Origin of the sequence: Clostridioides sp. ZZV14-6009 (assembly GCF_020658095.1) — a bacterium.
Classification (GTDB): Bacteria; Bacillota; Clostridia; order Peptostreptococcales; family Peptostreptococcaceae; genus Clostridioides.
On sequence record NZ_JAGWDG010000018.1, the window covers coordinates 29,888 to 53,619 of the forward strand.

Below are 23,732 nucleotides of genomic sequence, written 5' to 3' on the forward strand. Positions count from 1 at the left end.
TGCTTGGTATTTACAGTAATGTTTACTAATATGTATTAACCCAAAAGTCGTACTTTGTTTACATAAAGGGGATATTGTGATATAATTATAAAAACAACTTATTGCGATGACAAAGGTTGCTTGTCGAAAGAGGGGATGATAAATTATGATAGAGATAAGAAACGTAACCAAGAAAATGGGAAATAATGTAGTATTAGATGATATTTCTCTAGCCGTTGAAACAGGCACATTGGTGGTTTTAATTGGCTCAAGTGGTTGTGGGAAAACTACTACTTTGAAGCTTATAAACAAATTAATAAAACCTACATCTGGTGAAATATATATTAATGGTAAACCAATTTCTCAAGAAAATGAAATAGAACTTAGAAGGAAAATAGGATATGTTATACAGAACACAGGTCTATTTCCTCATCTTACAATAAAAGAGAATATAGAGTTAATTCCACGTCTAAAAAAGGAAAAGTCAGTTGAAGAAATTGAGGCAAGAACTTTACAACTACTTGAAATGGTAGGTCTTGATAGTGATGATTTTCTAAATAAGTATCCTTCAGAGCTTAGTGGGGGTCAACAGCAAAGAATTGGTGTTGCAAGAGCCATTGCAACTGATGCTGAAATAATATTAATGGATGAGCCTTTTAGTGCTTTAGACCCAATAACAAGAACATCTTTACAAGAACAATTATTTTCTCTTCAAGATGAACTGAAAAAAACTATAATATTTGTAACTCATGATATGGATGAAGCTTTAAAGATAGCTGATAAGATTTGTATTATGAAAGATGGAAGAATAGCACAGTATGATACTCCAGAGAACATACTTAGAAATCCAGCAAATGATTTTGTAAAAGATTTTATTGGAGAAGATAGAGTTTGGGATAATCCAGAATATATAAAAGCAAAAGATATTATGATAAAAAATCCTATTGCTGTTAATTCAACAAGAACTGTAACTCAAGGTATAGAAATTATGAGAAGCAGTAAGGTTGATAGCTTACTAATCATAGATAGAGCTAGAACACTAAAAGGTATTGTTACTGTAAAAGATATGAAAGATATTCATGATAAATCGACATTGCTTAGTGATATTATGTCAAGAGAGCCTTTGCATGTAAATGAAGGTGATAATTTAGTGGAAATACTAAATATAATGAACTGTAATTCAGTTGGATATATTCCAGTTGTTTCAAGTGAAAATAAACTAGTAGGACTGATTACTAGAAGTAGTTTACTTTCTGTTTTAAGTGAGCAATTCCTAGAAATGGAGGTGAGTGTCCTTGGGTAATTTTTTCAATTTTATACTATTGCAAAAAGATAAGATTATAGAGCTTTTGATACAACATATGAGCTTAACTGTTACATCCATTTTGATAGCTATACTAGTGGGTGTCCCTCTAGGAATAATTATTTCAAGAATCTCATCTCTTAGAAAAATTGTGCTTGGATTTGTAAACTTAGTTCAAGCAGTTCCATCAATGGCACTTTTGGGTCTTCTTGTACCAGTACTTGGTATAGGAAGCAAACCAGCAATATTTATGGTAGTAGTATATTCATTATTACCAATTGTAAAGAACACATATATAGGTATAACAAGTATTGACCCAGTAGTATTAGAATCTGCTAAAGGTATTGGTCTTACAAGAAACCAAACTTTATTTAAAATACAGTTTCCTTTAGCTTTGCCTATAATAATGGGTGGGGTTAGAATATCTGCTGTTACAGCGGTTGGTCTTATGACTCTTGCAGCATTTATAGGTGCTGGTGGTCTGGGATATTTAGTATTTTCAGGTGTACAAACTGTAAATAACAATATGATTTTAGCAGGAGCAATTCCATCATGTATAATTGCATTATTAGTTGATTATTTATTTAGTAAGATTGAAGTTGCAGTTACTCCAAAAGGGTTAAATCCAAAGGTTCCAAAGAAAAATTATATAGGACTTAAAGTAGTGTCTGCTATAATAATTATTGCAATGTTATTTGTTACTTTTGGTTCAAGTTTTTCAAGCAAAAAAGAGACAATAACTATAGGCTCTAAAGATTATACAGAACAACTTATTCTTGGTAATGTTTATGCTGAATTGATAGAGAAAAATACAGACCTTAACGTTAAAAAGAATTTAAATCTAGGTGGTTCTTCTGTTGCATTTAATGCTATTAAGTCTGGTGAACTTGATATGTATGTAGATTATACAGGTACACTTTTAGTAAATGTAATGAAGCATGCACCAATTAAAGATGCTGATGAAGCATATAAAGTTGTTAAAGATACTATGGAAAAAGAGAATCAATTAACTTTACTTGACCCTATTGGATTTAACAATACTTATACATTGGCCATGATGCCTAAAACTGCAGAGAAGTATGGAATAAACACTATTTCTGATTTAACTAAATATAGTAGTGACTTTACTTTCTCACCAACTTTAGAGTTTGAAAATAGAGAAGATGGTTTTGTAGGTATTTCTAGAGATTATGGTCTAAAATTCAAAGATGTAAAAGCTATGAATGGAAGTTTAAGATATACAGCTTTAGACAATGATGAATCTCAGGTTGTAGATGCATTTTTAACTGATGGTCTTATTAAAAAGTTTAATCTTAAGATATTAGAAGATGACAAAAACTTCTTTGTTCCATATTATGCAGCTCCATTAGTGAGACAAGATACTCTAAAGAAATATCCTGAGTTAGAGAAAGTGATGAATATGCTTTCAGGAAAAATAGATGAAGAAACTATGAGAGAACTTAACTATCAAGTTGATGAGCTTGGAAAATCACCAGAAGAAGTTGCTCATTCATTCTTAGTTAAAGAAGGTTTAGTATAGAAAATTAATAGTTTATATTATGAACTTAAGTTATAGATAGTATTTTAAATACTATCTATAACTTATTTTTTTTGTATACAAAACCTATATTATAGTTTTTAATTCATAATTAATTTTTAAATTGAATGAACAAGTACAACCAACTTTGAATATAAATATAGTAAGTGTGCTTATATACAATTTGCTTATCTAGTCAATTGATATTGATACATAGTCTTTTTTCGATTAAGTCGAAGGGAGGAGGTATACAGTTATGGATAATTATAAAAAAGTGAAGCAAGTGTTATGGATAATTTTATTTGCCAATTTTGCTGTAGCATTATTAAAAATAATTATTGGTAATAAAATTAAAAGCTATAGTATGACAGCAGATGGGTTTCATTCTCTGTCAGATGGAGCATCTAATATAGTAGGATTAATAGGTATTTTTTTTGCATCTAAACCAAAAGATAAAGATCATCCTTATGGGCATAAAAAATTTGAAATTATAACCAGTTTATTTATTAGTGGTATGTTATTTGTTATAGCAGTTAAGATAATTCTTAGTTCTATATCAAGACTAGCAAACCCAGTTACACCTTCTATAACTATAGAAAGTTTAATCGCTTTAGTCATTACTCTTTTTATAAATATTTTTGTCTGTATATATGAATATAGAGTTGGAACTAAACTGAATAGTTATGTCTTGATTTCAGATTCATTGCATACAAGAAGTGATATATTTGTGTCTTTAGGAGTATTGGTTACTTTAGTTGGTGTTAAGTTAGGATTTCCAGTAATAATAGAATCTGTAGTTCCTATTATTATTTCTGGGTTTATAATTTATTCAGCTTATGGAATATTTAAACCATCTATTGGAATTTTAGTTGATAGAGTAGCTGTAGATGAAGAGTATGTAAGGGAAATTGTATTTGAATTTAATGAAGTGAGAGATGTGCATAATATTAGAAGTAGAGGTAGTAAGAGTGTTATTTATATTGATATGCATGTAATGGTAGACCCATTTATAAGTGTAGAGCAATCTCATGACTTAACGCATAAAATTGAGAAACAAATACAAGAAGAAATTAATGAAAATGCTCAAGTAATAGTGCATATTGAACCTTTTTATAGTTTTTAATTTGACTATGAAGACCTAAGTATAAAAATTTATAATTCATAAAAAAAATATTATACCATAAATATTTTCTGAAAATATTTATGGTATAATATTTTTTATAGAGAAATTAAGTCTTAATATACCTAAGGAGGAATTTATTATGAGATACGTTGAATATGGAAAGACTGGGAAAATGGTTTCAGTAGTTGGATATGGAGGATTAAGATTTGATTTAGAGAAAAGCGACCAAGAAAATGCTGACTTAATTAAATATGCATATGAAAAAGGCATTAATTATTTTGATACAGCACCAGGGTATTGTGATGATAGAAGCGAGGATATATTTGGACTAGCATTTAGACAAATGATAAAAGGTGGTAAAACAGATTTTTACGTATCTACAAAAGGGAAGCCAAAAGAATACGACACAGCAGAAAAAGCAATTGATGCTGTAAAAAAGTCAATAGAGCGATTGGGCGTATCTAAAATAAATTTCTATCATATATGGAATATTAGAAAAATGGAACATTATGAATTTGCAATGAGACCTGGAGGTCAGTATGAGGGTCTATTAAAATGTAAAGAAGAAGGATTGATAGACCACATAGTATTTTCATCTCATCAGCCAGGAGATGAAGTCATAAAAGTTCTTGATGAAAATAAGTTTGAAGGTGTTACTATGGGAATTAATATATTAAACTTTCCATATAGATTAAAGGGTGCTAAACATGCTGTTGAAAATGGATATGGTGTTGTCGCTATGAATCCATTAAGTGGTGGAACTATTCCAAAGTACAATGAAGAGCTTTCTTTTCTAGCAAGAGAAGGTGAAAGTACTGTAGAATCAGCTTTAAGATTTAACATAGGAATTCCACAAATAAATATATCGTTAATAGGAGTTAATAAAAAGCAGGATATAGATGATGCTTGTAAAATTGCAGATGAGAACAAAATATATTCAGATAAAGATATACATGATATTGAAACTAGATTAAGTAAAAACATGAATGAAATATGTACAGGTTGTGGATACTGTAAAGTATGTCCAAAAGATATAAACACTCCAGCATATATGCTTTTCTATAATGAAAAACAGATGTTTAAAAAGAGTGATGAAGAAATGATAAAATCGGTTTATGGGCTAGCACATTGGAATTATACAATGAATAGTAAAGCAAAAGCTAAAGAATGTATAGCTTGTGGAAAATGTGAAATTGAGTGTACTCAGCATTTGCCGATAATTGCTAGGTTAAAAGAAATTAAACAATGGGAAGAAAATGGAGTTAATAATGTTACAGTATAATCAATTTATAATGTACTTAAAATTTGTATAGTATTTAATAATAGCTTAATTTATAAGGGTGTGTCTCAAAATGAACTTTTTAGTTCATGAGGCACTCTTTTTTGTATGAAATCAAATATATTTTCAGCATTTCAACAATGAAAAAGAGGCTTATCTCTATTTTGATACAGCACCTTATATTATGCTTTGATTTATTGTAGTGAAATTTTATCTACACTAACTGACAGCATCTATTTTTATATTGAATCATTCCAATATTTTACATTGAAATCACTTGCAAACTCTAATTTTATAGGCTTCCAATATATATTACACAAATAATTTTTATTTAATTATAGCTTTTAATAAAGTAAATATTGTGGTTGTAAATAAGGAATTATTCAATTACAATAAAACAAGTAAGGATATTATAAAAATGATTATTATAATTAAAAGAATAAATTGTAGGTAGTAACAAATCCTATATAATGAATGGAGGGTGATATATATTGAAAAATAATATATTTAAATATAAAAATGAGATGTTTTTATTTATATTAGTCACAATAACTTATTTAATAATAACGATAGCATTCTTTTCTAAAACTACAATATTTTATGATTTGAACAACACTTATGATGTATTATTAGATACAGATACAGGTGTACTATTCAATTTAAATGTATTTGCTATAAATCAAGATAATAGCAAGCATGTATTATTTTCAGCTATTATATCAATTTTTGCATATCCAATATATTTACTATGTACCTCGATAGCAAATCCAGGGACAACCGATTTTAATAGTGCTTATGGATTTGGATTGATTTGTCTACAAATAATAACTAGTGCTACATCTATAACTTTAGTTTTTAATCATATTAAAAAAATAAAAATGCAGAGATTAACTTTAATTTTACTTACTATGATAATGATATTTTCTTTTCCACAACTATTTATGACCTTGAATGTAGAAAGATTTATATATAGTCAGTTTACATTAATATTTTTTATATTTATTGCAAATAAAATGAATGGAAAAAACTCTTATTTAGTAGAATTAGCAGCTATACCATTATTTGGAATAACTATTAGTAATATATATTTGTATTTGCTTAACATAATATTTGAATTTAAGTTGAAAATAGGTAAAATATTAAAGCATTTAATTACATTTATTTTAATGGCATATATTTGTGTAGTTTCAACAAAATCTTATGAAAGTTTTATGAATCTTGGAAATGTAATACAATATGATACAAAGTTTATAAGTGGAGAGCCTATTTTAGAAAAAGTTGCAATGATTATAGAAAGATTATTGTATTCAGTTTTTTATTTTCCTGGAGCGGAGATTAAAAAAGGACTATTTTTGCAAAATGGAGAAGTTGCAACAATACCAGTTATTCTTACTTTATTAGCATTTTGTTTTTGTGTTTTAGCAGTTATTGAGAACTCAGAAAAAAGAGTTCCTAAGTTGTGTATGGGAATAATTTTATTTAATTTAGTTTTACATGGTATAATAGGGTACAATCTAACTAATTCAAGTATAATGACTATAAATTTTAGTTTTGCAGTTATAGTTTTATTAGCTTACTTTACTAAAGCACTTAGAAAAAATGAAAAAAGCATGTACAATATATTTTTATCATTGTTGCTAGTCACTATAATAATTAGTAATATCAATGGATTTATAGAAATTTTAAATATTGGGATAAAATCATATCCTGTTTAAAAAATAATGTTGAAGGGTAGTAAGTTTATGAAACAGACAAATACAATAATTAATCTTCTTACTAAAATTTCAGATTATATAAGATTAATGAGAATAAAGCAGTATATAAAGAATTTATTTATATTTGCTTCTATAATATTTTCAAACAATATACTAAATATAAGTCTATTGTTAAATACATTTATAGCTTTTGTGTGTTTTTGTTTGATATCATCATCAGCATATGCATTAAATGATGCTATAGATATGGATAAAGATAAAAAACATCCTAAAAAACGTAATAGACCAGTAGCAAGTGGAAGAATAAGTAAAAGAAGTGCGAATATATTATTTGTTGTTTTAGCTCTAATTTCAATTTGCTTGTCAACGATTATTAATTTCAAACTGACTATAATTCTCATTTTATATTTGATAAATAATATATTATATTCTCTTAAGTTAAAGAATATAATTCTATTAGATGTGTTTTCTATATCTCTTGGTTTTATACTTAGAGTTTATGCAGGATGTGTAGCTATAGATGTTAGATTATCAAACTGGATAATATTATGTACATTTTTTTTATCTCTGTATTTAGCTCTTGGAAAACGTAAAAAAGAAATAATAATTTTAAAAGATGATGCAGTTGAGCATAGAAAAATACTAGAAGATTATGATATAGAAAATTTAAATCAAATGATGATAGTTATATTAAGTTCTACAATTGTATGTTATGCATTATATTCTACAAGTAATCCAGAAAAGCCAGATATGATATTTACAACAATATTTGTAGTTTATGGTGTACTTAGATATAATTATATAATTAATAAAACAAATGAAGGAAATCCTACTGACATTGTACTAAAAGATAATGCTTTAAAAATAAACGTAATTTTATGGGTAATTGCATGTTTAATAATATTAATTTTTTAGTGATAGGGTGGGGAAATACTTATGAAAAAAGGTGTATTATTGCTCGATATAGATTATACTGTTATAAATACTGATAGTATGGTAGACTTTTTTATTTATTCTTTAAAAAATAAAACACTTAAGACTATTATAAAATTGCCATACATAATTTTTACTCTAATCATGTATTTGGTTAAAATAGTCCCTTTGAAAAAAGCCAAAGAGGCAATCTTTTATCCAATAGTAGATTTTAGCGAAGATGAGTTAAAAGATTTTTTTGATAGTTGTATAATGAAAAAAATTAATGAGTCTATGAAAAAAGTAATATATAAAAACAAAGAAGAACATAATGTTGTAATTATGATAACTGCATCTCCATATGCATATATGAAGTACTTTAAGTACTATGATTTTGCAGATGAGGTTATAGGTACGGAACTATTTTGTGAAAATTCAAGATACAAAAACCAATTTATTGGCGAAAACTGCAAGGGAATTGAAAAAATACAGAGAATAAATGCTGTATTAGATAAACTTGGAATTGAGATTGATTATGAAAATTCATATGCATACTCAGACTCCAAAAGTGATTTACCTATGCTTTCCTTAGCTAAAAATGCATTTTTGGTTAACAAGAAAAATGGTGAGGTTATAGAACAAATAAATTCGTAGCTTTATATCACTTAGAATAGGAGGGGATAGTTTGGGATATTTGCACATATTAATTTTGTCTATGGTTCCTGTAACAGAATTAAGAGGAGCCATTCCTATAGGCATTGCAATGGGCTTAAATCCTATATGGGTTTATGTATTTAGTGTGATTGGTTCTACCTTGGTATCAATTCCCTTGATATTGACGTTTAGACACATCTTGCAGTTTTTGAGAGGGAAAAAGTTATTTAAGGGACTTGCTAACACAATTGATAAAAAAATAAATTCAAGAATGAAGAAATTAAAAAGCGTTTCAATAATAGGTATAATACTATTTGTAGGTATACCACTTCCAACAACAGGAACATGGACTGCATCTGCGATAGCCTCAATCCTAAAAATGAGAATAAAAGATGCTTTTATAGGGGTATTTTTGGGCAATTTATTGTCTGGAGTTATAGTATCAGCCCTTTCTCTACATATAATATAAAACTATCCAATAGTATATTTGGATAGTTTTTTTATGAAAGTATGTGAAAAATATTTTTTATTTAGGCAAAATATTTAAATTCATTTGGTATTAAAATATTTACTATGATAAAAGAAATATAGTATAGTATTATTTATGAGGAAATTAATTTAAACTTGTCTATCAATAAAATAAAGTTTTTATATAAAATGTATTTTTAATAGTAATAGATTTAAATATTAAATTATTAAGGAGGTTTTAAGATGGAAAATTCAAATACTGATTTAGGTCGTGAGAATGTGGGTAAATTGCTTTTTAAATTGGCTACACCAGCTATTATTGCACAAATTGTAAATGTTTTGTACAACATAGTAGATAGAATCTTTATTGGTAGAATGGAAAGTGGAGAAGTTGCTATGGCAGGTGTCGGAGTAGCATTTCCTATAATAATTATAATAACTTCATGTAGTTATTTAATTGGTATGGGGGGAGGTCCTCTAGCTGCTATAAAAATGGGCGAACAGGATAATGATGGAGCAGAGAAAATAATGAGTAATAGTTTTTCTGTGTTAGTTATTTTGGCGATACTTTTGACTATAGGCTTTCAGATTGGAAAAGAACCCTTACTTTGGCTATTTGGAGCAAGCGAATCTACAATTGGATACTCAATGGATTATTTGAATATTTATTTAATAGGTACAGTATTTGTTCAAATTTCATTAGGTATGAATACTTTTATAAATACTCAAGGATTTGCGACAACGGGTATGATTACGGTTGCTATAGGAGCTTTGATAAACATAATACTAGACCCAATTTTTATATTTGGATTTGGTATGGGAGTAAAAGGAGCTGCATTAGCCACTATAATTGCACAAGGAGTTTCTGCTATTTGGGTATTGGTATTTCTATTTGGAAAGAAAAGTATACTTAAGATAAAAAAGAAATACATGATGCCTAAAGCAAGTATTATTTTACCGGTATTGGGGCTAGGAATTTCTCCTTTTATAATGCAATCTACAGAGAGTTTAGTGCTTATAGCATTAAATAGCAAATTACAGATGTATGGAGGCGATTTAGCAGTAGGTTCAATGGCAATAATGAGTAGTATAATGCAAATTCTTATGCTTCCTAACATGGGATTTACACAAGGGGCACAGCCGATAATAAGTTACAATTATGGTTCAGGACAGATTGATAGAGTAAAAAAGACCTTTAAGTTATGTTTATTGTCATGTTTTACATATTCTGCAATTTTGTGGATTCTACTTATGATATTCCCTACGGTTTTTGTCAGTATATTTAACAAAAATCCACAATTACTTAGTATGACTAGTTGGAGTATAAAAATATATTTTGCTGGTTCTTTTATGTTTGGAATACAATTAGCTTGCCAGCAAACATTTTTAGCGCTTGGAAAAGCAAAAATATCTTTAATTTTAGCTCTTCTTAGAAAAGTTGTGCTTTTAATACCTTTAATATTTATACTTCCAATGTTTTTTGATGAAAAACTTTTTGCTGTACTTTTAGCAGAGCCAGTTGCCGATATAACAGCAGCTACTATTACAGCAATTTGTTTCTTTATATTTTATAAAGGTTCTCTATCAAAACCTAAAGCAATACAGGAGTAAAATCTAAATAGTATAAGGTTTTTAGGAGCATATCTTATTAGATAAAAATTAAAATTTGTATTTTAATTTAAGAAGATATTTTTTATAATTTACAAAGATATAAACTAGAATTAAAATTTAAAATTATAGTAAGAAAAATGTAAGTATTTGCAATATTAATGGTATAATATTTACAGATATGATAATCAATAAGAGGAAAGGATGTTTATATAATGGAAAATGATTTAACAATGCAAGAGCTACTTGAGCAACAAGAGCAAGTGTTCAGCAAAGTGAAAGTTGGGGAATTGATAACTGGAAAAATAACTGCAGTGAGAAATGACGAAGTACAACTAGAATTAGGTTATGGGTTTGATGGAATAATACCTATAAGTGAATTAAATATAGAAAAAAATCAACCTATAGAAGATTTGTATCATATAGATGATGAAATAACTGCTATAATAACAAAAGTATCTCAAAAAGATGGAACAATAACTTTATCTAAGTTACAGTTAGATAGAAAAAAAGATTTTGCTGATTTACACAAAGCTTATGATGAACATAGAATAATAACTGTAAATGTTGAAAAAAATATAGAAAAAGGTGTATTTGCTAATTACAATACATATACATTTTTTATACCAATTTCTCAGCTTGACACAAAATTTATTACAGATACGTCTAAATTTGTTGGTCTTAACTTAGAAGTATATATAAAAGAAATGGATGCTAGAAAAAATAGATTTGTAGCATCTCATAGAGATGTATTACAAGAACGTATAAATAAAGAGAGAGAAGAAAGAAGAGTTCAAATTAAGGCAGAAAAAGAAGCCGAAAGAGCTAGAATTAAACATGAAAGAGAAGAAGAAAAAGCTCGTATTAAATTAGCTAAAGAAGAATTATTTAATTCTCTTGAAGTTGGTCAAAAAAGAGATGGTAAAGTAACGAAGATAATGCCTTATGGTGCCTTTATAGATATTGGTGGAATTGAAGGATTAGCACATATAAATAACCTAGCTTGGGCAAGAGTTGAAAGTGTTGAAGATGTTGTCTCTGAAGGCCAAGAAGTGGAAGTTTATGTATTAGATGTAAATCAAGAAACTAAAAAAATTGCACTAGCATTAAAAGATATAAACAATGACCCATGGGATTTAATAGCAAAAGAATTACAAGTTGATGATGTTGTTAATGCTAAAGTTCTTAGAATTATAGAAAAGGGAGCCTTTGTTCAAATCAAAGAAGGTGTAGATGCTTATTTACCAATTTCTGAATTGAGTGATACTAGAGTAGCTAAAGTTACTAATGTTGTTAATATTGGAGACGAAATTAAAGTTAAAATTCTTGATTTTAAACCAAAAACTAAGAGAATGTTAGTTTCAATAAAAGAGGCAACTAGAGAACCAGAAGAAGATATAACAGAGTTTTTAGAAGTAGAAGAATCTCTAGGAAGTATTGGAGAATTATTTAAAGATAAATTTAAAGACTTAGAAATATAAAATAATCAAAAAGGGGGGCTGTTTTAAAACATTACTCTGTCTATTTTGACAGCTTTAGTTTTAAAATAGCCCTTTAACTATCTACAAAATTTATATAAGATATTAGGAGGAAATTTAATGAAAAAAGCTATTATAGATGTACATTGTCATACTTTAATAAGTGGACATGCACATAGTACTTTTAAAGAAAACGTTGAAGAAGCAATTCAAAAAAATATAAAATATTTAGGTATATCAGATCATGGTCCTAATATGCCAGGAGGACCACATCCATTTTACTTCTATAATTTACATCTACTTCCACGTCAAATACAAGATTTAAGGATTCTTAGAGGTATAGAAGGAAATATCATGGATTATGATGGAAACTTAGATGTTCCAGAAGATATGCTACAACATTTAGATTATATAATTGCAAGTTTGCATAGACCTTGTATAGCTTCAGGTACAAAAGGAGAAAATACAAATGCTATTTTAAAAGTGATGGATAAACCTAAAGTAAAGATAATTGGGCATCCAGATGATAGTAGATACCCTTTAGATTATGGGTCTATAGTAAAAAAAGCAAAGGATAAAAATATTCTTTTAGAAATAAACAACTCTTCATTAAGTTCGAATTCTCATAGAACTGGAACTTGGGAAAATGCAAGTGAAATGTTGCTGTTATGTAAACAATATGGTGTAAGAGTTATTCTTGGTACAGATTCTCATATATGTTATTCTATAGGTGAATTTGAAAGTGCAGAGAAAGTTTTAAAATCAGTAAATTTTCCAGAAGAACTAGTAATAAATTATCATGAAGATGAAATTGTAGAGTTTTTTAATATAAATTTTTAGAGTTTTAGGAGTGAGAAAATTTGAGTAAAAATAAGTTTATCTATATGAATTATTATGACAATGGTTATTTCAAAAAGGGAATGGTTATAAATATGGTTTTAGCCCTTATAATCTTGGCCACAATTTTTATATATTCAACAACATTTTTGTATCTTTTATGTATAATAACAGCAGTTTTTCTTTTTAAACAAGGTCGTGATTTTTCAAATAGATATAAGGGAAAAGTATATCTTACTCTTGATAATCATTCAATATCAATAAATAATCAATGTATCTTCAGTATAAAAGCTAGAAAAAATCAAAAATTTAATTATAAAGTAATAGAAAAAATAGAAGTGACAAAAAATATATTAAATGTATATGCTGATAATTTTAATTACAAAGTTAGATTAAATGCGTTGAGTTTGGAAGATGAAAAAAAATTATTGAGTATAATAGATGAAAAGATAAAAAAATTTAAGGAGTAATACCATACTATTTTTAATCGTTAGCATGATTTAGAAGATTGCTTGACAAAAATAAATAATAAAAAAATACAGATAATTATTTTTTTGTGTTGACAATACATTTTAATGTGTATATAATAACTATTAAATCAAAATATTTAGAAAATTTAAATGATTTAAAAAGCGATGAATAGAAGTAGTAAGAATCATGAAACTTCCAGAGAGCTAAAGTATGGTGTGATTTAGCAGTTGATAATTCTGAACTTGTCTAGGAGCTGTTTCCTAAGTTTTAAAATTTAGGTTAACCGTATTTCCACGTTACAGGAAAAATAGTTATTATAATAATTAGTAGTAACTATTACTAAGGGAGCTTTTTAAAAAGCTAAATAGAGTGGTACCGCGAGCAAAACCTCGTCTCTAGTTTTACTAGAGATGAGGTTATTTTTATTCTAATGATAAATTTAACATTTGTACTTATGAATTAAAAAGGGGAAGAATTGCGTCGATACAAGGTATACTGAATACAAAAAACAAAGAAGAGGGGGAATAACATGAAATATGGAAAGTATAAAAAATATAATAGAATGAAAATGACAAATCGTAAATGGCCAGATAATGAAATAACAAAAGCTCCAGTTTGGTGTAGTGTCGATTTAAGAGATGGAAATCAATCACTACCAACACCTATGAATGTAGAAGAAAAAGTCAGAATGTTCAAAATGATTTTGGATACAGGATTTAAAGAAATAGAAGTAGGTTTTCCATCAGCATCAAATACAGAGTATACATTTTTAAGAAAGTTAATAGATGAAAATATGATTCCAGATGATGTAACTATACAAGTACTTACACAATCCAGAGCTCATCTTATAGAAAAAACATTTGAATCAGTAAAAGGATGTAAGAAAGCAATAATACATTTATATAACTCTACATCTGTTCTTCAAAGAGAAGTGGTTTTTAATATGAGTAAACAAGAAATCATAGATATAGCAGTTGGGGGAGCAAAATTATTCAATGAAGAAGCAAAAAAATATCCTGAAACAGATTTTATTTTTGAATATTCACCTGAAAGTTTCACAGGTACAGAAATGGACTATGCACTTGAAATATGTGAGGCAGTTATAGATGTGTGGAAACCAACACCACAAAAGAAAGTTATAATAAATCTTCCATCAACAGTAGAAATGGCAACACCAAATGTATATGCAGACCAAATAGAATGGTTTTGTGAAAATATAAGCTGTAGAGATTCTATTATAATGAGCTTACACACTCACAATGATAGGGGGACTTGTACAGCGGCAAGTGAGCTTGGGTTATTAGCTGGAGCAGATAGACTTGAAGGTACATTATTTGGAAATGGTGAAAGAACTGGAAATATGGATATAGTAAATGTGGGTCTTAATCTTTATACACAGGGAATAAATCCAGAGTTAGACTTTAGTAATATCGATAAAATGATAGAAATATATGAAGATTGTACAAAACTTACAGTACATGACAGACATCCATATGCAGGAAATCTTGTACATTGTGCTTTTTCAGGTTCTCATCAAGATGCTATTAGAAAAGGTATGATAGCAATTAACACTAGAAATGATGGTTGTTGGGAAGTTCCATATCTACCAATAGACCCTCATGATATAGGTAGAGAATACAAAGAAATTATTAGAATAAACAGTCAATCAGGAAAAGGCGGAGCTGTTTATATAATGGAAACAGATTATGGTTTCATGATACCTAAAAATATGCATTCTCATTTTGGAAATGTAGTTAAAATGGAATCTGATAGAATAGGAGAGGAACTTAGTAGTGAATCAATATTTAACTTATTTAAGAAGGAATATATTGATGTTGAGAGTCCTTATAAAGTTAAGAAGTATAAGATAAAATCGATGGATGAAATAAATTATGAGAATGATGATTCTGATGATACTAATATGATTGAGATGACTGCAAGAGTAACCTATATGGGTAATGAACAAAGAATTGTTGGAATAGGAAATGGTCCTGTAGATTCATTTAACAACGCATTAAAACAATGTGGCATGAAAGATTATAAATTTAGATATTATTGGGAACATGCATTAGAGGAAGGTTCACATTCAAGAGGTGTAGCCTATGTTGGAATAGAACATAATGATAAAGTTTATTTTGGGGTAAGCATATCAGAAAATATAAACACAGCAGCTATTAATGCTCTTATGAATGCAATAAATAAAAGTTATATTGAGGAGGAAGCAGAAAATGGGGATGACTATGACGCAGAAAATCTTAGCGAAACATGCTAATTTAAATGAGGTTAAGAAAGGACAATTGATTGAAGCAAACCTAGATATAGTTTTAGGAAATGATATAACATCACCAGTAGCTATTAGAGAGTTTGAAAAGTTAGGAATTGAAGAGGTTTATGATAAGTCTAAAGTGGCAATAGTTTTGGACCATTTTACACCTAATAAAGATATAAAGAGTGCAGAGCAGTGTAAGTTTACAAGAAGTTTTGCAAAATCCAAAGGAGTGGTCAATTTCTTTGATGTAGGAGATATGGGAATAGAACATGTTCTTCTTCCTGAAAAAGGTATAGTAACAGCAGGAGATGTAATCATAGGTGCCGATTCTCATACTTGCACATATGGAGCATTAGGCGCTTTTTCCACTGGCGTAGGTTCAACTGACATGGGAGCTGGGATGGCTACAGGAAAATGTTGGTTTAAGGTACCTAGTGCAATAAAATTTGTCCTAAAGAATAAGCCAAATAAATGGATAACTGGAAAAGATGTGATACTTCATATAATAGGGAAGATAGGTGTTGATGGAGCACTTTACAAATCTATGGAATTTTGTGGAGATGGAGTAAGTAATCTATCTATGGATGATAGATTTACTATTTGTAATATGGCAATAGAAGCAGGAGCTAAAAATGGAATTTTTCCAGTAGATGATAAAACTATAGAATATATAAATTCACATAAGTGTACAACAACAGAAAAAGTTGTAAATGTATACGAAGCAGATGAAGATGCAATTTATGATGAAATATATGAAATTGACTTAGCTGAATTAAAAGAAACAGTAGCTTTTCCACATCTTCCTGAAAATACTAAAACAGTAGATGAGATTGAGAAAGATATAAAGATAGACCAAGTTGTAATAGGCTCTTGTACAAATGGAAGAATATCAGACCTTGAAATTGCAGCTGAAATCATGAAAGGTAAAAAAGTTGCAGATGGAGTTAGAGTAATGATATTTCCTGGAACTCAAAAGGTATATCTTGAAGCAATAGAAAAAGGCTATATTACTACCTTTATAGAAGCAGGAGCAGCTGTTTCTACACCAACATGTGGACCATGTCTTGGAGGTCATATGGGTATACTTGCAGCAGGAGAAAGGTCAGTTTCAACAACAAATAGGAACTTTGTAGGAAGAATGGGTCATGTTGATTCAGAAGTGTATCTTGCTAGTCCAGCTGTAGCAGCAGCATCAGCTATAACTGGAAAAATATCAAAACCATCAGAAATAATTTAAGGGAGGTAAAGTTTATGATTGCTAATGGAAGGGTTTTTAAATTTGGTGATAATATAGATACAGATGTAATAATACCAGCTAGATATTTAAATATAGCTGATTATAAGGAATTAGCAACGCACTGTATGGAGGATATTGATGATAAATTTGTATCTAAAGTAAAGGTTGGAGACATTATAGTTGCAACTAAAAATTTTGGGTGTGGTTCATCAAGAGAACATGCTCCAATCGTAATAAAAGAAAGTGGAGTATCATGTGTAATTGCATCAACTTTTGCTAGAATATTTTTTAGAAATTCTATAAATATAGGGCTTCCAATACTTGAATGTGAGGAAGCTGCTAATAGTATAGAAGAAGGCGATACTATAGAAGTGGATTTTTCAACAGGTGTAATAAAAAACATAACAAAAGGAGCAGAATATAAGGCAGAACCATTTCCTGAGTTTATGCAAAATATCATAACAAATGAAGGTCTAATTAACTCAATAAAGGTAAACAGGGGGTAATGGTGTATGAATTGTAAAATAGCAGTCATAAAAGGTGATGGTGTTGGGCCAGAAATTATAGAAGAAGGTATAAAGGTCTTAAATAAAATCTGTTATAAATTTAATCATAAATTTGATTGTGAATATGTATTGGCTGGAGGATGTGCAATTGATGAAACTGGAGAACCTCTACCTGATAAAACTGTTGAAATATGTCGAAAAAACGATGCGGTATTACTTGGAGCTGTTGGAGGTCCAAAGTGGGATAAATGTAAGGGAGATACAAGACCAGAAGCAGGTCTTTTAAAATTGAGAGAATCCTTAGGTTTATTTGCAAATTTGAGACCAGCAACTATATATGAAAGTATAAAGGAATCTTCACCACTTAGAGCAGATATAGTAGAAAAAGGCATTGATTTTGTTGTTGTGAGGGAGTTAACAGGGGGCATTTATTTTGGAAAACGTGGAAGAAAGATTATTGATGGTGTTGAAGAGGCTTATGATGTAGAGGTATACAATGAAAATGAAATAAGAAGAATTGGAAGAAGGGCTTTTGAAATCGCTAGAAATAGAAAGTATAAACTTGTCAGTATAGATAAAGCAAATGTGCTTGAAAGTTCAAGACTTTGGAGAGGTATTATGGAGAGCTTAGCTAAAGAATTTGATGATGTAGAGCTATCACATATGTATGTTGATAACGCTGCTATGCAAGTTGTAAGAGACCCTAGCCAATTTGATGTAATAGTGACTAATAACATATTTGGAGATATAATATCTGACGAAGCATCCATGGTTACAGGTTCTATAGGTATGTTACCATCTGCATCACTTCGAGAAGATAGCTTTGGAATGTATGAGCCAATACATGGGAGTGCTCCTGATATAGCTGGAAAAGATATTGTAAATCCAATTGCAACTATTTTATCTGTGGCAATGATGTTAAGACATAGCTTTAATCTAGAAGATGAAGCTAAATGCATTGAAGATGCAGTACAAAATGTACTTAGAAAAGGATACAGAACTAGTGATATATATAATAGTATAGGAACTGTTGTTGGGACAAAGAAAATGGGAGAATTAATAGTAAATGAAATTTAGAATTATAGTTTAATTTATATAATACAATTGGGTCATATAATTGGGGGAATTAGTAAAAAATTTATTGTGGCATAGTTTTATATTTAGGGTATAAGATATATTTTATTTTTAAAGCATGATGTGATTTTAGGTAATTTTAATTACATAAAATCATATTGTGCTTTTTTTAGAAAATAATACTTTGGATTAAGATTTTAATGCTGAAATAGCCTATTTTTGCTTATTAGAAATTTGCAGGGATTTAATTAATATTATATAATATATTTTAGTATTATGAATATTAAGTGGCTATCAATATTAGTTAGGAGATGGAGTTTTTGGGAAAGTATAAGGTTTTAAAAAAGCAAAATAGTAGTAAATCTTGTTTAGTTTGTGGAACACAAAATGAATTAGGATTAAAAGCAGATTTTTATGAACTTGAAAATGGAGAACTTGTATCAATTTGTAATACAAAAGATTGGCATCAGAGTTATCCAGGGAGAGTTCATGGAGGTATGTCTGCTGCAATATTAGATGAGACTATTGGAAGAGCTGTAAGTATAAATGATGACCAAATATGGGGTGTGACAGTATCTTTAGAATTGAAATATAAAAAACCAGTACCAACAGATGCTACTATAAGAGTAGTTGGAAGGATAACTAAAGAAAATAGAAAATTATTTGAAGGTACAGGGGAAATAATTTTGCCAAATGGAGAGATAGCAGTAACAGCAACTGGAAAATATATGAAGATGCCTATTGGTCAAATAGCAGAAGGTGATTTTTCTGATGAAGAATGGTTTTTTGCTGAATCAGAAGAAAAAGTTGAATATATTGAACTTTAAGTAATTACATATTTACTATGTCAAATGATATATCAAAAAATATAAAATTAAAAAATATAAGATAAAAATAACTTAGCTATACTTAAAAAAAATCTTATAATAGCGTTAAATTTATATGCTAAAAAAAATAATTTATATATTTAAAAAGTGTATTTTTTTTAGTACATAAATTCAGAAAATTCGAACTAATGATAAGGTGCAAAATGGATGGTTTCACAAAATATAGAAAATAAATTATATATAAAAAATAATTTTTATGTTGACATACTTAATTTAGCTTGATATTATAGATATTAAAAATAAGGACAGTAAACACACTATCCATATTACAAACTAAAAAAGGAGGGAATTATAATGAGTAAGAAATTATTTATTCCTGGTCCTATTGATGTTAGAGCAGAAGTCTTGGAAAAGATGGCTACACCAATGATAGGGCATAGAGGGAAAGATGCATCTATACTTCAAAAAAGTATAAGTGAAAAAATGCAAAAATTATTCTATACCAACAACACGATACTTTTATCCACGTCGTCCGGAACTGGTTTAATGGAAGGCTCCATTCGTTCCTGTACATCCAAAAAGGCAGCAGTATTTTCCTGTGGATCCTTTGGTGATAGATGGTACAAAATGGCAGTGGCTAATAATGTCCCAGCGGATATATTTAAAGTTGAATTAGGAGAGGCAACAACACCAGAAATGGTTGATAAGGTGCTTTCTACTGGAGAATATGATTTAATAACCGTAACTCACAATGAAACTTCAACTGGAATAAGAAATCCAATAGAAGAAATTGGAGAAGTTGTTAAAAAATATAAAGATGTGGTCTACTGTGTAGACACTGTAAGTTCAGCCGGTGGAATAAAAGTCGAGGTTGATAAGATTGGAATAGATATTTGTATAACATCATTACAAAAAGCACTGGGATTACCACCAGGAATGTCTATTTGCACATTTTCTCAAAAAGCAATCGATAGAGCTAAGCAAGTACCTTTTAGAGGAGTTTATTTTGATTTGTTAGAAATGTATGAATACTTAATCAAGAAAAACTACCAATACCCTTCAACACCATCTCTTTCTCACATGTTCGCTTTAGATTTCCAATTAGATAATATATTAGATGAAGGCCTAGATAACAGATTCAAACGACATGAAGACATGGCAAACTTAGTTAGAATCTGGGCTAAAAAACACTTCCAAATTTTTACCAATGAAAATCACTTATCCAATACACTTACTGTTATAGAAAATACTCAAGGTATTAGTGTATCAAATTTAAATTCAAAATTACAAGAACGAGGATTCCAAATAGCAAATGGTTATGGCAATTTAAAAGAAAAAACTTTTAGAATTTCACATATGGGTGACTATACTGTCGAAGATGTACAAGAATTATTAAATAATATTGATGATATATTAGGTTTTAATAAGTAATATTACAAAATTATGTGTATTTTAAGTTAAATTTAAAATATATAAAATAAAATGTGTTTTATGAAAATTACATATTAAATTTTTAACAAATATTAATAAAATTTGATATGACTTTAATAAAAAATATTTTGAAAATTATATAAATAGAAAGTGTAATTAAATAAAGTTTTTTAGTGATGAAAATACTTTAAAAAATAAAAATTGGAAAAATTAAGTGAATATAATTGGAGGCGTTTGTTATGTATAATATATTAATTACTGATGGAATAGAGAAAGATGCAGCGAGAAAATTGAGAGAGTTAGATTTTAATGTGATAGAGGAGTTTTATGAAAAGGATGTTTTAGGAGATAAACTTAAAGATGTTGATGTACTTGTAGTACGTTCAGCCACTAAGGTTACTAAGGATGTAATAGACAAAGCATTAGAAGGTAAAAAGTTAAAATTGATAGTAAGAGGTGGAGTAGGATTAGACAATATAGATGTTAAATATGCAGAAGCTAATGGCATAAAAGTTATGAATACTCCAAATGCAAGTAGTATATCTGTTGCAGAACTTACAATAGGTCAATTATTTGTACTTGCAAGATTCATAAATACTGCAAATGTAACTATGAGAGATGGAAAATGGGAGAAGAAAAAATACAAAGGTACAGAAATTAATGGAAAAACATTAGGACTTGTAGGTTTTGGAAGAATTGCAAAAGAAGTTGCAAAGAGGGCAGAACTATTAGGTATGAATGTTATATATACTGATATAATGGGTGAAGCGCAAGGCTTTAACAAATATAGATTCTGTGATATGGAAGAAGTTTTACAAAAAGCAGATTTCTTATCTTTACACATACCTTTTGATAAGAATAAGGGGGCAGTAATAACTGAAAAAGAAATAAATAAGATGAAAGATGGAGCTTATTTAATAAACTGTGCAAGAGGAGGTTTGGTTGACGAAAAAGATTTACTAAAAGCATTAGATGAGGGGAAATTATCAGCAGCAGCTATAGATGTTTATGAGCAAGAACCTACATTAAATCTAGATTTAGTAAATCACCCAAGAGTTTCTCCTACACCTCATATTGGTGCATCTACAGTAGAAGCTCAAGAAAGAATTGGAGAAGAAATTGTAAATGTGATTCAAGACTACTTTCTTGACTTCAACAATCTAATAGGGGTAGCATTATAAAATATTTTATACAATTAGGAGGAATTTAGTAATGGCAACGATTAAACCATTTAAGGCGATTAGACCAAATAAATATATAGTAGATAAAGTAGCAGCACTTCCTTATGATGTTATGAATAGTGAAGAAGCTAGAGAAATTGCAAAAGGGAATCCATATTCATTTTTGCATATAGATAAATCAGAAATTGATTTAGATGAAAATATAAATTTATATGATGAAAAAGTTTATTTAAAAGCACGAGAAAATTTGGATGAATTTCGAAAACAAGAAATTCTAGTAAAAGATGAAAAAGATTGTATATATATATACAAACAAGTTATGGATGGCAGAGCTCAAGTTGGTATAGTTGCATGTATATCAGTTGATGAAAGTTTAGATGGAACAATAAAAAAACATGAGTACACTAGACCAGAAAAGGAAGTTGATAGAACTAATCATATAAAATACTGTGATGCTAATACGGGAACTATACTTGTAACTTACAAACATCAAAGATTAATAGATGATATGATAAATGATTTTATGGATAATCATGAACCTTTATATGATTTTGTAACAGATGACAAGATAGAGCATACAGTGTGGAAGATTGATAGTGATGATATAATATGCAATTTAGTAAATGAATTTGGAAAATTAGATTATTTATATATTGCAGATGGTCATCATAGAACAGCTTCAGCAGAAAATGTAGCTAAAGAAATGAGAGCTAAAAATCCAAACTATACTGGAAGAGAAGAATTTAATTATTTTATAGCAATGATTGCACCAGATGAAAATCTAATGGTTTTAGATTATAATAGAGTTATTAAAGACTTAAATGGTTTAAATGAAGAAGAATTTATAAATAAAATAAAAGAAAATTTTGATATAGAACAAATGGAAGGTAAAGAAAAATATAAACCTGACAAAAAAGGAACTTTCGGGATGTATCTAGGTGATAAATGGTACAAAATGAAGGCAAATAAGAATTTGTTAGACATAGAAGACCCAGTTGACTCATTAGATATTTCTATACTACAAAATTATGTGATTGATGCTATTTTAGGAATTGAAAACCCTAGAGTAGATAAGAGAATCGATTTTATTGGTGGAATTAGAGGTATTGAGGAATTAGAAAGAAGAGTTAATGAAGATATGAAGGTAGCGTTTGCAATGTATCCTACTAGTATTGAGGATTTAATAAGCGTAGCAGATGCAGGCAAGATAATGCCAGCTAAGTCAACATGGTTTGAACCTAAGGTAAGATGTGGACTATTCTTACACGAAATAAATGAATAATTAATAAAGTTAAAGGCTAAAAAGTAAACTTTACTACTTTTTGGCCTTTAATTTTTTATTAAAAATAATAGTATATTAATTGTAAATTATAAGAGATAATTTTTCTAAAAAAGTTATCTTTTTTTTAGATTTCTATATGGAAAAAATTTACATTTGACAGGAATACAGCAATATTGTGTGTTATAATTTAGAATGGAAATTTGTATAGATAGTATTTATGACAAACCTTGAAAGCTATTTTTTATTATTATAGACTATATTGTTATATGAGCAAAAGTGGAAAAATAAAAGGATATTAAAGTGACAGGCTAGAATTATTATTCGGAAACTAAGTTTCAAGTATGAGTATGAAACTTATACTTAGTTAAATTGTTTGAGGTGTTTATAAGCATGAAAAGAATTATAAGGAATTTATTAATATAAGTATTATAAAAGAGAATAATTTTTATATATTAATTAATATATAATTATAAGGAATGTAAAATAAAAATTTTATAGATAAATTTAAATATATGTTGTTTGATTCTAATATAGGAAGAAATAAAATATGTATTAAAATAG

The 23,732-nt window shown here is 28.6% G+C and carries 20 protein-coding genes and 1 other annotated feature; all 20 genes read left to right on the top strand.

The window, feature by feature from the left end:
- The first annotated feature begins 145 nt into the window (after window positions 1-145).
- The 20 genes from KGF36_RS17075 to KGF36_RS17170 all read left to right on the top strand — a co-directional run bounded on the left by KGF36_RS17075 (window position 146) and on the right by KGF36_RS17170 (window position 23,171).
- Complete coding sequence (locus KGF36_RS17075) at window positions 146-1,282, top strand: ABC transporter ATP-binding protein (protein WP_227829848.1); 1,137 nt, start codon at window positions 146-148, stop codon at window positions 1,280-1,282.
- Window positions 1,275-2,822, top strand: a complete 1,548-nt coding sequence (locus KGF36_RS17080) for a glycine betaine ABC transporter substrate-binding protein (protein WP_227829847.1) — start codon at window positions 1,275-1,277, stop codon at window positions 2,820-2,822. The genes KGF36_RS17075 and KGF36_RS17080 overlap by 8 nt, the downstream gene beginning before the upstream one ends.
- 253 nt (window positions 2,823-3,075) lie before the next feature.
- Window positions 3,076-3,942, top strand: coding sequence for a cation diffusion facilitator family transporter (locus KGF36_RS17085; protein WP_227829846.1), 867 nt, complete (start codon window positions 3,076-3,078; stop codon window positions 3,940-3,942).
- Window positions 3,943-4,081: 139 nt separating this feature from the next.
- A complete protein-coding gene (locus tag KGF36_RS17090) occupies window positions 4,082-5,224 on the top strand; it encodes an aldo/keto reductase (RefSeq protein ID WP_227829845.1) in 1,143 nt (380 codons plus the stop codon).
- 488 nt (window positions 5,225-5,712) lie between these two features.
- Window positions 5,713-6,936, top strand: coding sequence for a DUF6080 domain-containing protein (locus tag KGF36_RS17095; protein ID WP_227829844.1), 1,224 nt, complete (start codon window positions 5,713-5,715; stop codon window positions 6,934-6,936).
- Window positions 6,937-6,963: 27 nt separating this feature from the next.
- Window positions 6,964-7,851: a decaprenyl-phosphate phosphoribosyltransferase gene (locus KGF36_RS17100; protein ID WP_227829843.1), complete on the top strand. Its 888-nt coding sequence runs from the start codon at window positions 6,964-6,966 to the stop codon at window positions 7,849-7,851.
- 21 nt (window positions 7,852-7,872) lie between these two features.
- Entirely contained in the window at window positions 7,873-8,502 is a 630-nt protein-coding gene (locus tag KGF36_RS17105; RefSeq protein ID WP_227829842.1) for an HAD family hydrolase, read from the top strand.
- Between the two features lie 31 nt (window positions 8,503-8,533).
- A complete protein-coding gene (locus KGF36_RS17110) occupies window positions 8,534-8,971 on the top strand; it encodes a COG2426 family protein (protein ID WP_227829841.1) in 438 nt (145 codons plus the stop codon).
- A 242-nt stretch (window positions 8,972-9,213) separates the two neighbouring features.
- On the top strand, window positions 9,214-10,581 hold the full coding sequence (locus KGF36_RS17115; protein WP_227829840.1) for an MATE family efflux transporter: 1,368 nt from the start codon (window positions 9,214-9,216) through the stop codon (window positions 10,579-10,581).
- Between the two features lie 212 nt (window positions 10,582-10,793).
- Window positions 10,794-12,059, top strand: a complete 1,266-nt coding sequence (locus KGF36_RS17120; protein WP_227829839.1) for a 30S ribosomal protein S1 — start codon at window positions 10,794-10,796, stop codon at window positions 12,057-12,059.
- A 117-nt stretch (window positions 12,060-12,176) separates the two neighbouring features.
- Complete coding sequence (locus tag KGF36_RS17125; RefSeq protein WP_227829838.1) at window positions 12,177-12,896, top strand: phosphatase; 720 nt, start codon at window positions 12,177-12,179, stop codon at window positions 12,894-12,896.
- 20 nt (window positions 12,897-12,916) lie between these two features.
- On the top strand, window positions 12,917-13,363 hold the full coding sequence (locus KGF36_RS17130; RefSeq protein WP_227829837.1) for a hypothetical protein: 447 nt from the start codon (window positions 12,917-12,919) through the stop codon (window positions 13,361-13,363).
- A 156-nt stretch (window positions 13,364-13,519) separates the two neighbouring features.
- Window positions 13,520-13,764: a binding site (T-box leader), on the top strand.
- Window positions 13,765-13,893: 129 nt separating this feature from the next.
- The gene (gene leuA, locus KGF36_RS17135; RefSeq protein ID WP_227829836.1) at window positions 13,894-15,636 is read left to right on the top strand and encodes a 2-isopropylmalate synthase; all 1,743 of its coding nucleotides are present in this window, start codon (window positions 13,894-13,896) and stop codon (window positions 15,634-15,636) included.
- Window positions 15,593-16,870: a 3-isopropylmalate dehydratase large subunit gene (leuC, locus tag KGF36_RS17140; RefSeq protein WP_227829835.1), complete on the top strand. Its 1,278-nt coding sequence runs from the start codon at window positions 15,593-15,595 to the stop codon at window positions 16,868-16,870. The genes leuA and leuC overlap by 44 nt, the downstream gene beginning before the upstream one ends.
- Window positions 16,871-16,884: 14 nt before the next feature.
- Window positions 16,885-17,376: a 3-isopropylmalate dehydratase small subunit gene (leuD, locus tag KGF36_RS17145; protein WP_227829834.1), complete on the top strand. Its 492-nt coding sequence runs from the start codon at window positions 16,885-16,887 to the stop codon at window positions 17,374-17,376.
- 6 nt (window positions 17,377-17,382) lie between these two features.
- Entirely contained in the window at window positions 17,383-18,453 is a 1,071-nt protein-coding gene (leuB, locus tag KGF36_RS17150) for a 3-isopropylmalate dehydrogenase (protein WP_227829833.1), read from the top strand.
- A 308-nt stretch (window positions 18,454-18,761) separates the two neighbouring features.
- Window positions 18,762-19,277, top strand: a complete 516-nt coding sequence (locus KGF36_RS17155; RefSeq protein WP_227829832.1) for a PaaI family thioesterase — start codon at window positions 18,762-18,764, stop codon at window positions 19,275-19,277.
- Between the two features lie 354 nt (window positions 19,278-19,631).
- Window positions 19,632-20,708: a pyridoxal-phosphate-dependent aminotransferase family protein gene (locus KGF36_RS17160; protein WP_227829831.1), complete on the top strand. Its 1,077-nt coding sequence runs from the start codon at window positions 19,632-19,634 to the stop codon at window positions 20,706-20,708.
- 239 nt (window positions 20,709-20,947) lie between these two features.
- The gene (locus KGF36_RS17165) at window positions 20,948-21,889 is read left to right on the top strand and encodes a D-2-hydroxyacid dehydrogenase (RefSeq protein ID WP_227829830.1); all 942 of its coding nucleotides are present in this window, start codon (window positions 20,948-20,950) and stop codon (window positions 21,887-21,889) included.
- Between the two features lie 31 nt (window positions 21,890-21,920).
- Window positions 21,921-23,171 (top strand): DUF1015 domain-containing protein, encoded by a 1,251-nt coding sequence (locus KGF36_RS17170; protein WP_227829829.1) that lies wholly within the window; start codon window positions 21,921-21,923, stop codon window positions 23,169-23,171.
- The last annotated feature ends 561 nt before the right edge of the window (window positions 23,172-23,732 follow it).

Excerpts from the sequence above, each read along its gene's own strand:
- leuC (WP_227829835.1), top strand. The coding sequence starts at position 15,593 with ATGGGGATGACTATGACGCAGAAAATCTTAGCGAAACATGCTAATTTA.
- KGF36_RS17170 (WP_227829829.1), top strand. The coding sequence starts at position 21,921 with ATGGCAACGATTAAACCATTTAAGGCGATTAGACCAAATAAATATATA.
- KGF36_RS17100 (WP_227829843.1), top strand. The coding sequence starts at position 6,964 with ATGAAACAGACAAATACAATAATTAATCTTCTTACTAAAATTTCAGAT.
- leuB (WP_227829833.1), top strand. The coding sequence starts at position 17,383 with ATGAATTGTAAAATAGCAGTCATAAAAGGTGATGGTGTTGGGCCAGAA.
- KGF36_RS17085 (WP_227829846.1), top strand. The coding sequence starts at position 3,076 with ATGGATAATTATAAAAAAGTGAAGCAAGTGTTATGGATAATTTTATTT.
- KGF36_RS17120 (WP_227829839.1), top strand. The coding sequence starts at position 10,794 with ATGGAAAATGATTTAACAATGCAAGAGCTACTTGAGCAACAAGAGCAA.
- leuD (WP_227829834.1), top strand. The coding sequence starts at position 16,885 with ATGATTGCTAATGGAAGGGTTTTTAAATTTGGTGATAATATAGATACA.
- KGF36_RS17160 (WP_227829831.1), top strand. The coding sequence starts at position 19,632 with ATGAGTAAGAAATTATTTATTCCTGGTCCTATTGATGTTAGAGCAGAA.
- leuA (WP_227829836.1), top strand. The coding sequence starts at position 13,894 with ATGAAATATGGAAAGTATAAAAAATATAATAGAATGAAAATGACAAAT.
- KGF36_RS17125 (WP_227829838.1), top strand. The coding sequence starts at position 12,177 with ATGAAAAAAGCTATTATAGATGTACATTGTCATACTTTAATAAGTGGA.
- KGF36_RS17165 (WP_227829830.1), top strand. The coding sequence starts at position 20,948 with ATGTATAATATATTAATTACTGATGGAATAGAGAAAGATGCAGCGAGA.
- KGF36_RS17155 (WP_227829832.1), top strand. The coding sequence starts at position 18,762 with ATGGAGTTTTTGGGAAAGTATAAGGTTTTAAAAAAGCAAAATAGTAGT.
- KGF36_RS17115 (WP_227829840.1), top strand. The coding sequence starts at position 9,214 with ATGGAAAATTCAAATACTGATTTAGGTCGTGAGAATGTGGGTAAATTG.
- KGF36_RS17105 (WP_227829842.1), top strand. The coding sequence starts at position 7,873 with ATGAAAAAAGGTGTATTATTGCTCGATATAGATTATACTGTTATAAAT.
- KGF36_RS17090 (WP_227829845.1), top strand. The coding sequence starts at position 4,082 with ATGAGATACGTTGAATATGGAAAGACTGGGAAAATGGTTTCAGTAGTT.
- KGF36_RS17075 (WP_227829848.1), top strand. The coding sequence starts at position 146 with ATGATAGAGATAAGAAACGTAACCAAGAAAATGGGAAATAATGTAGTA.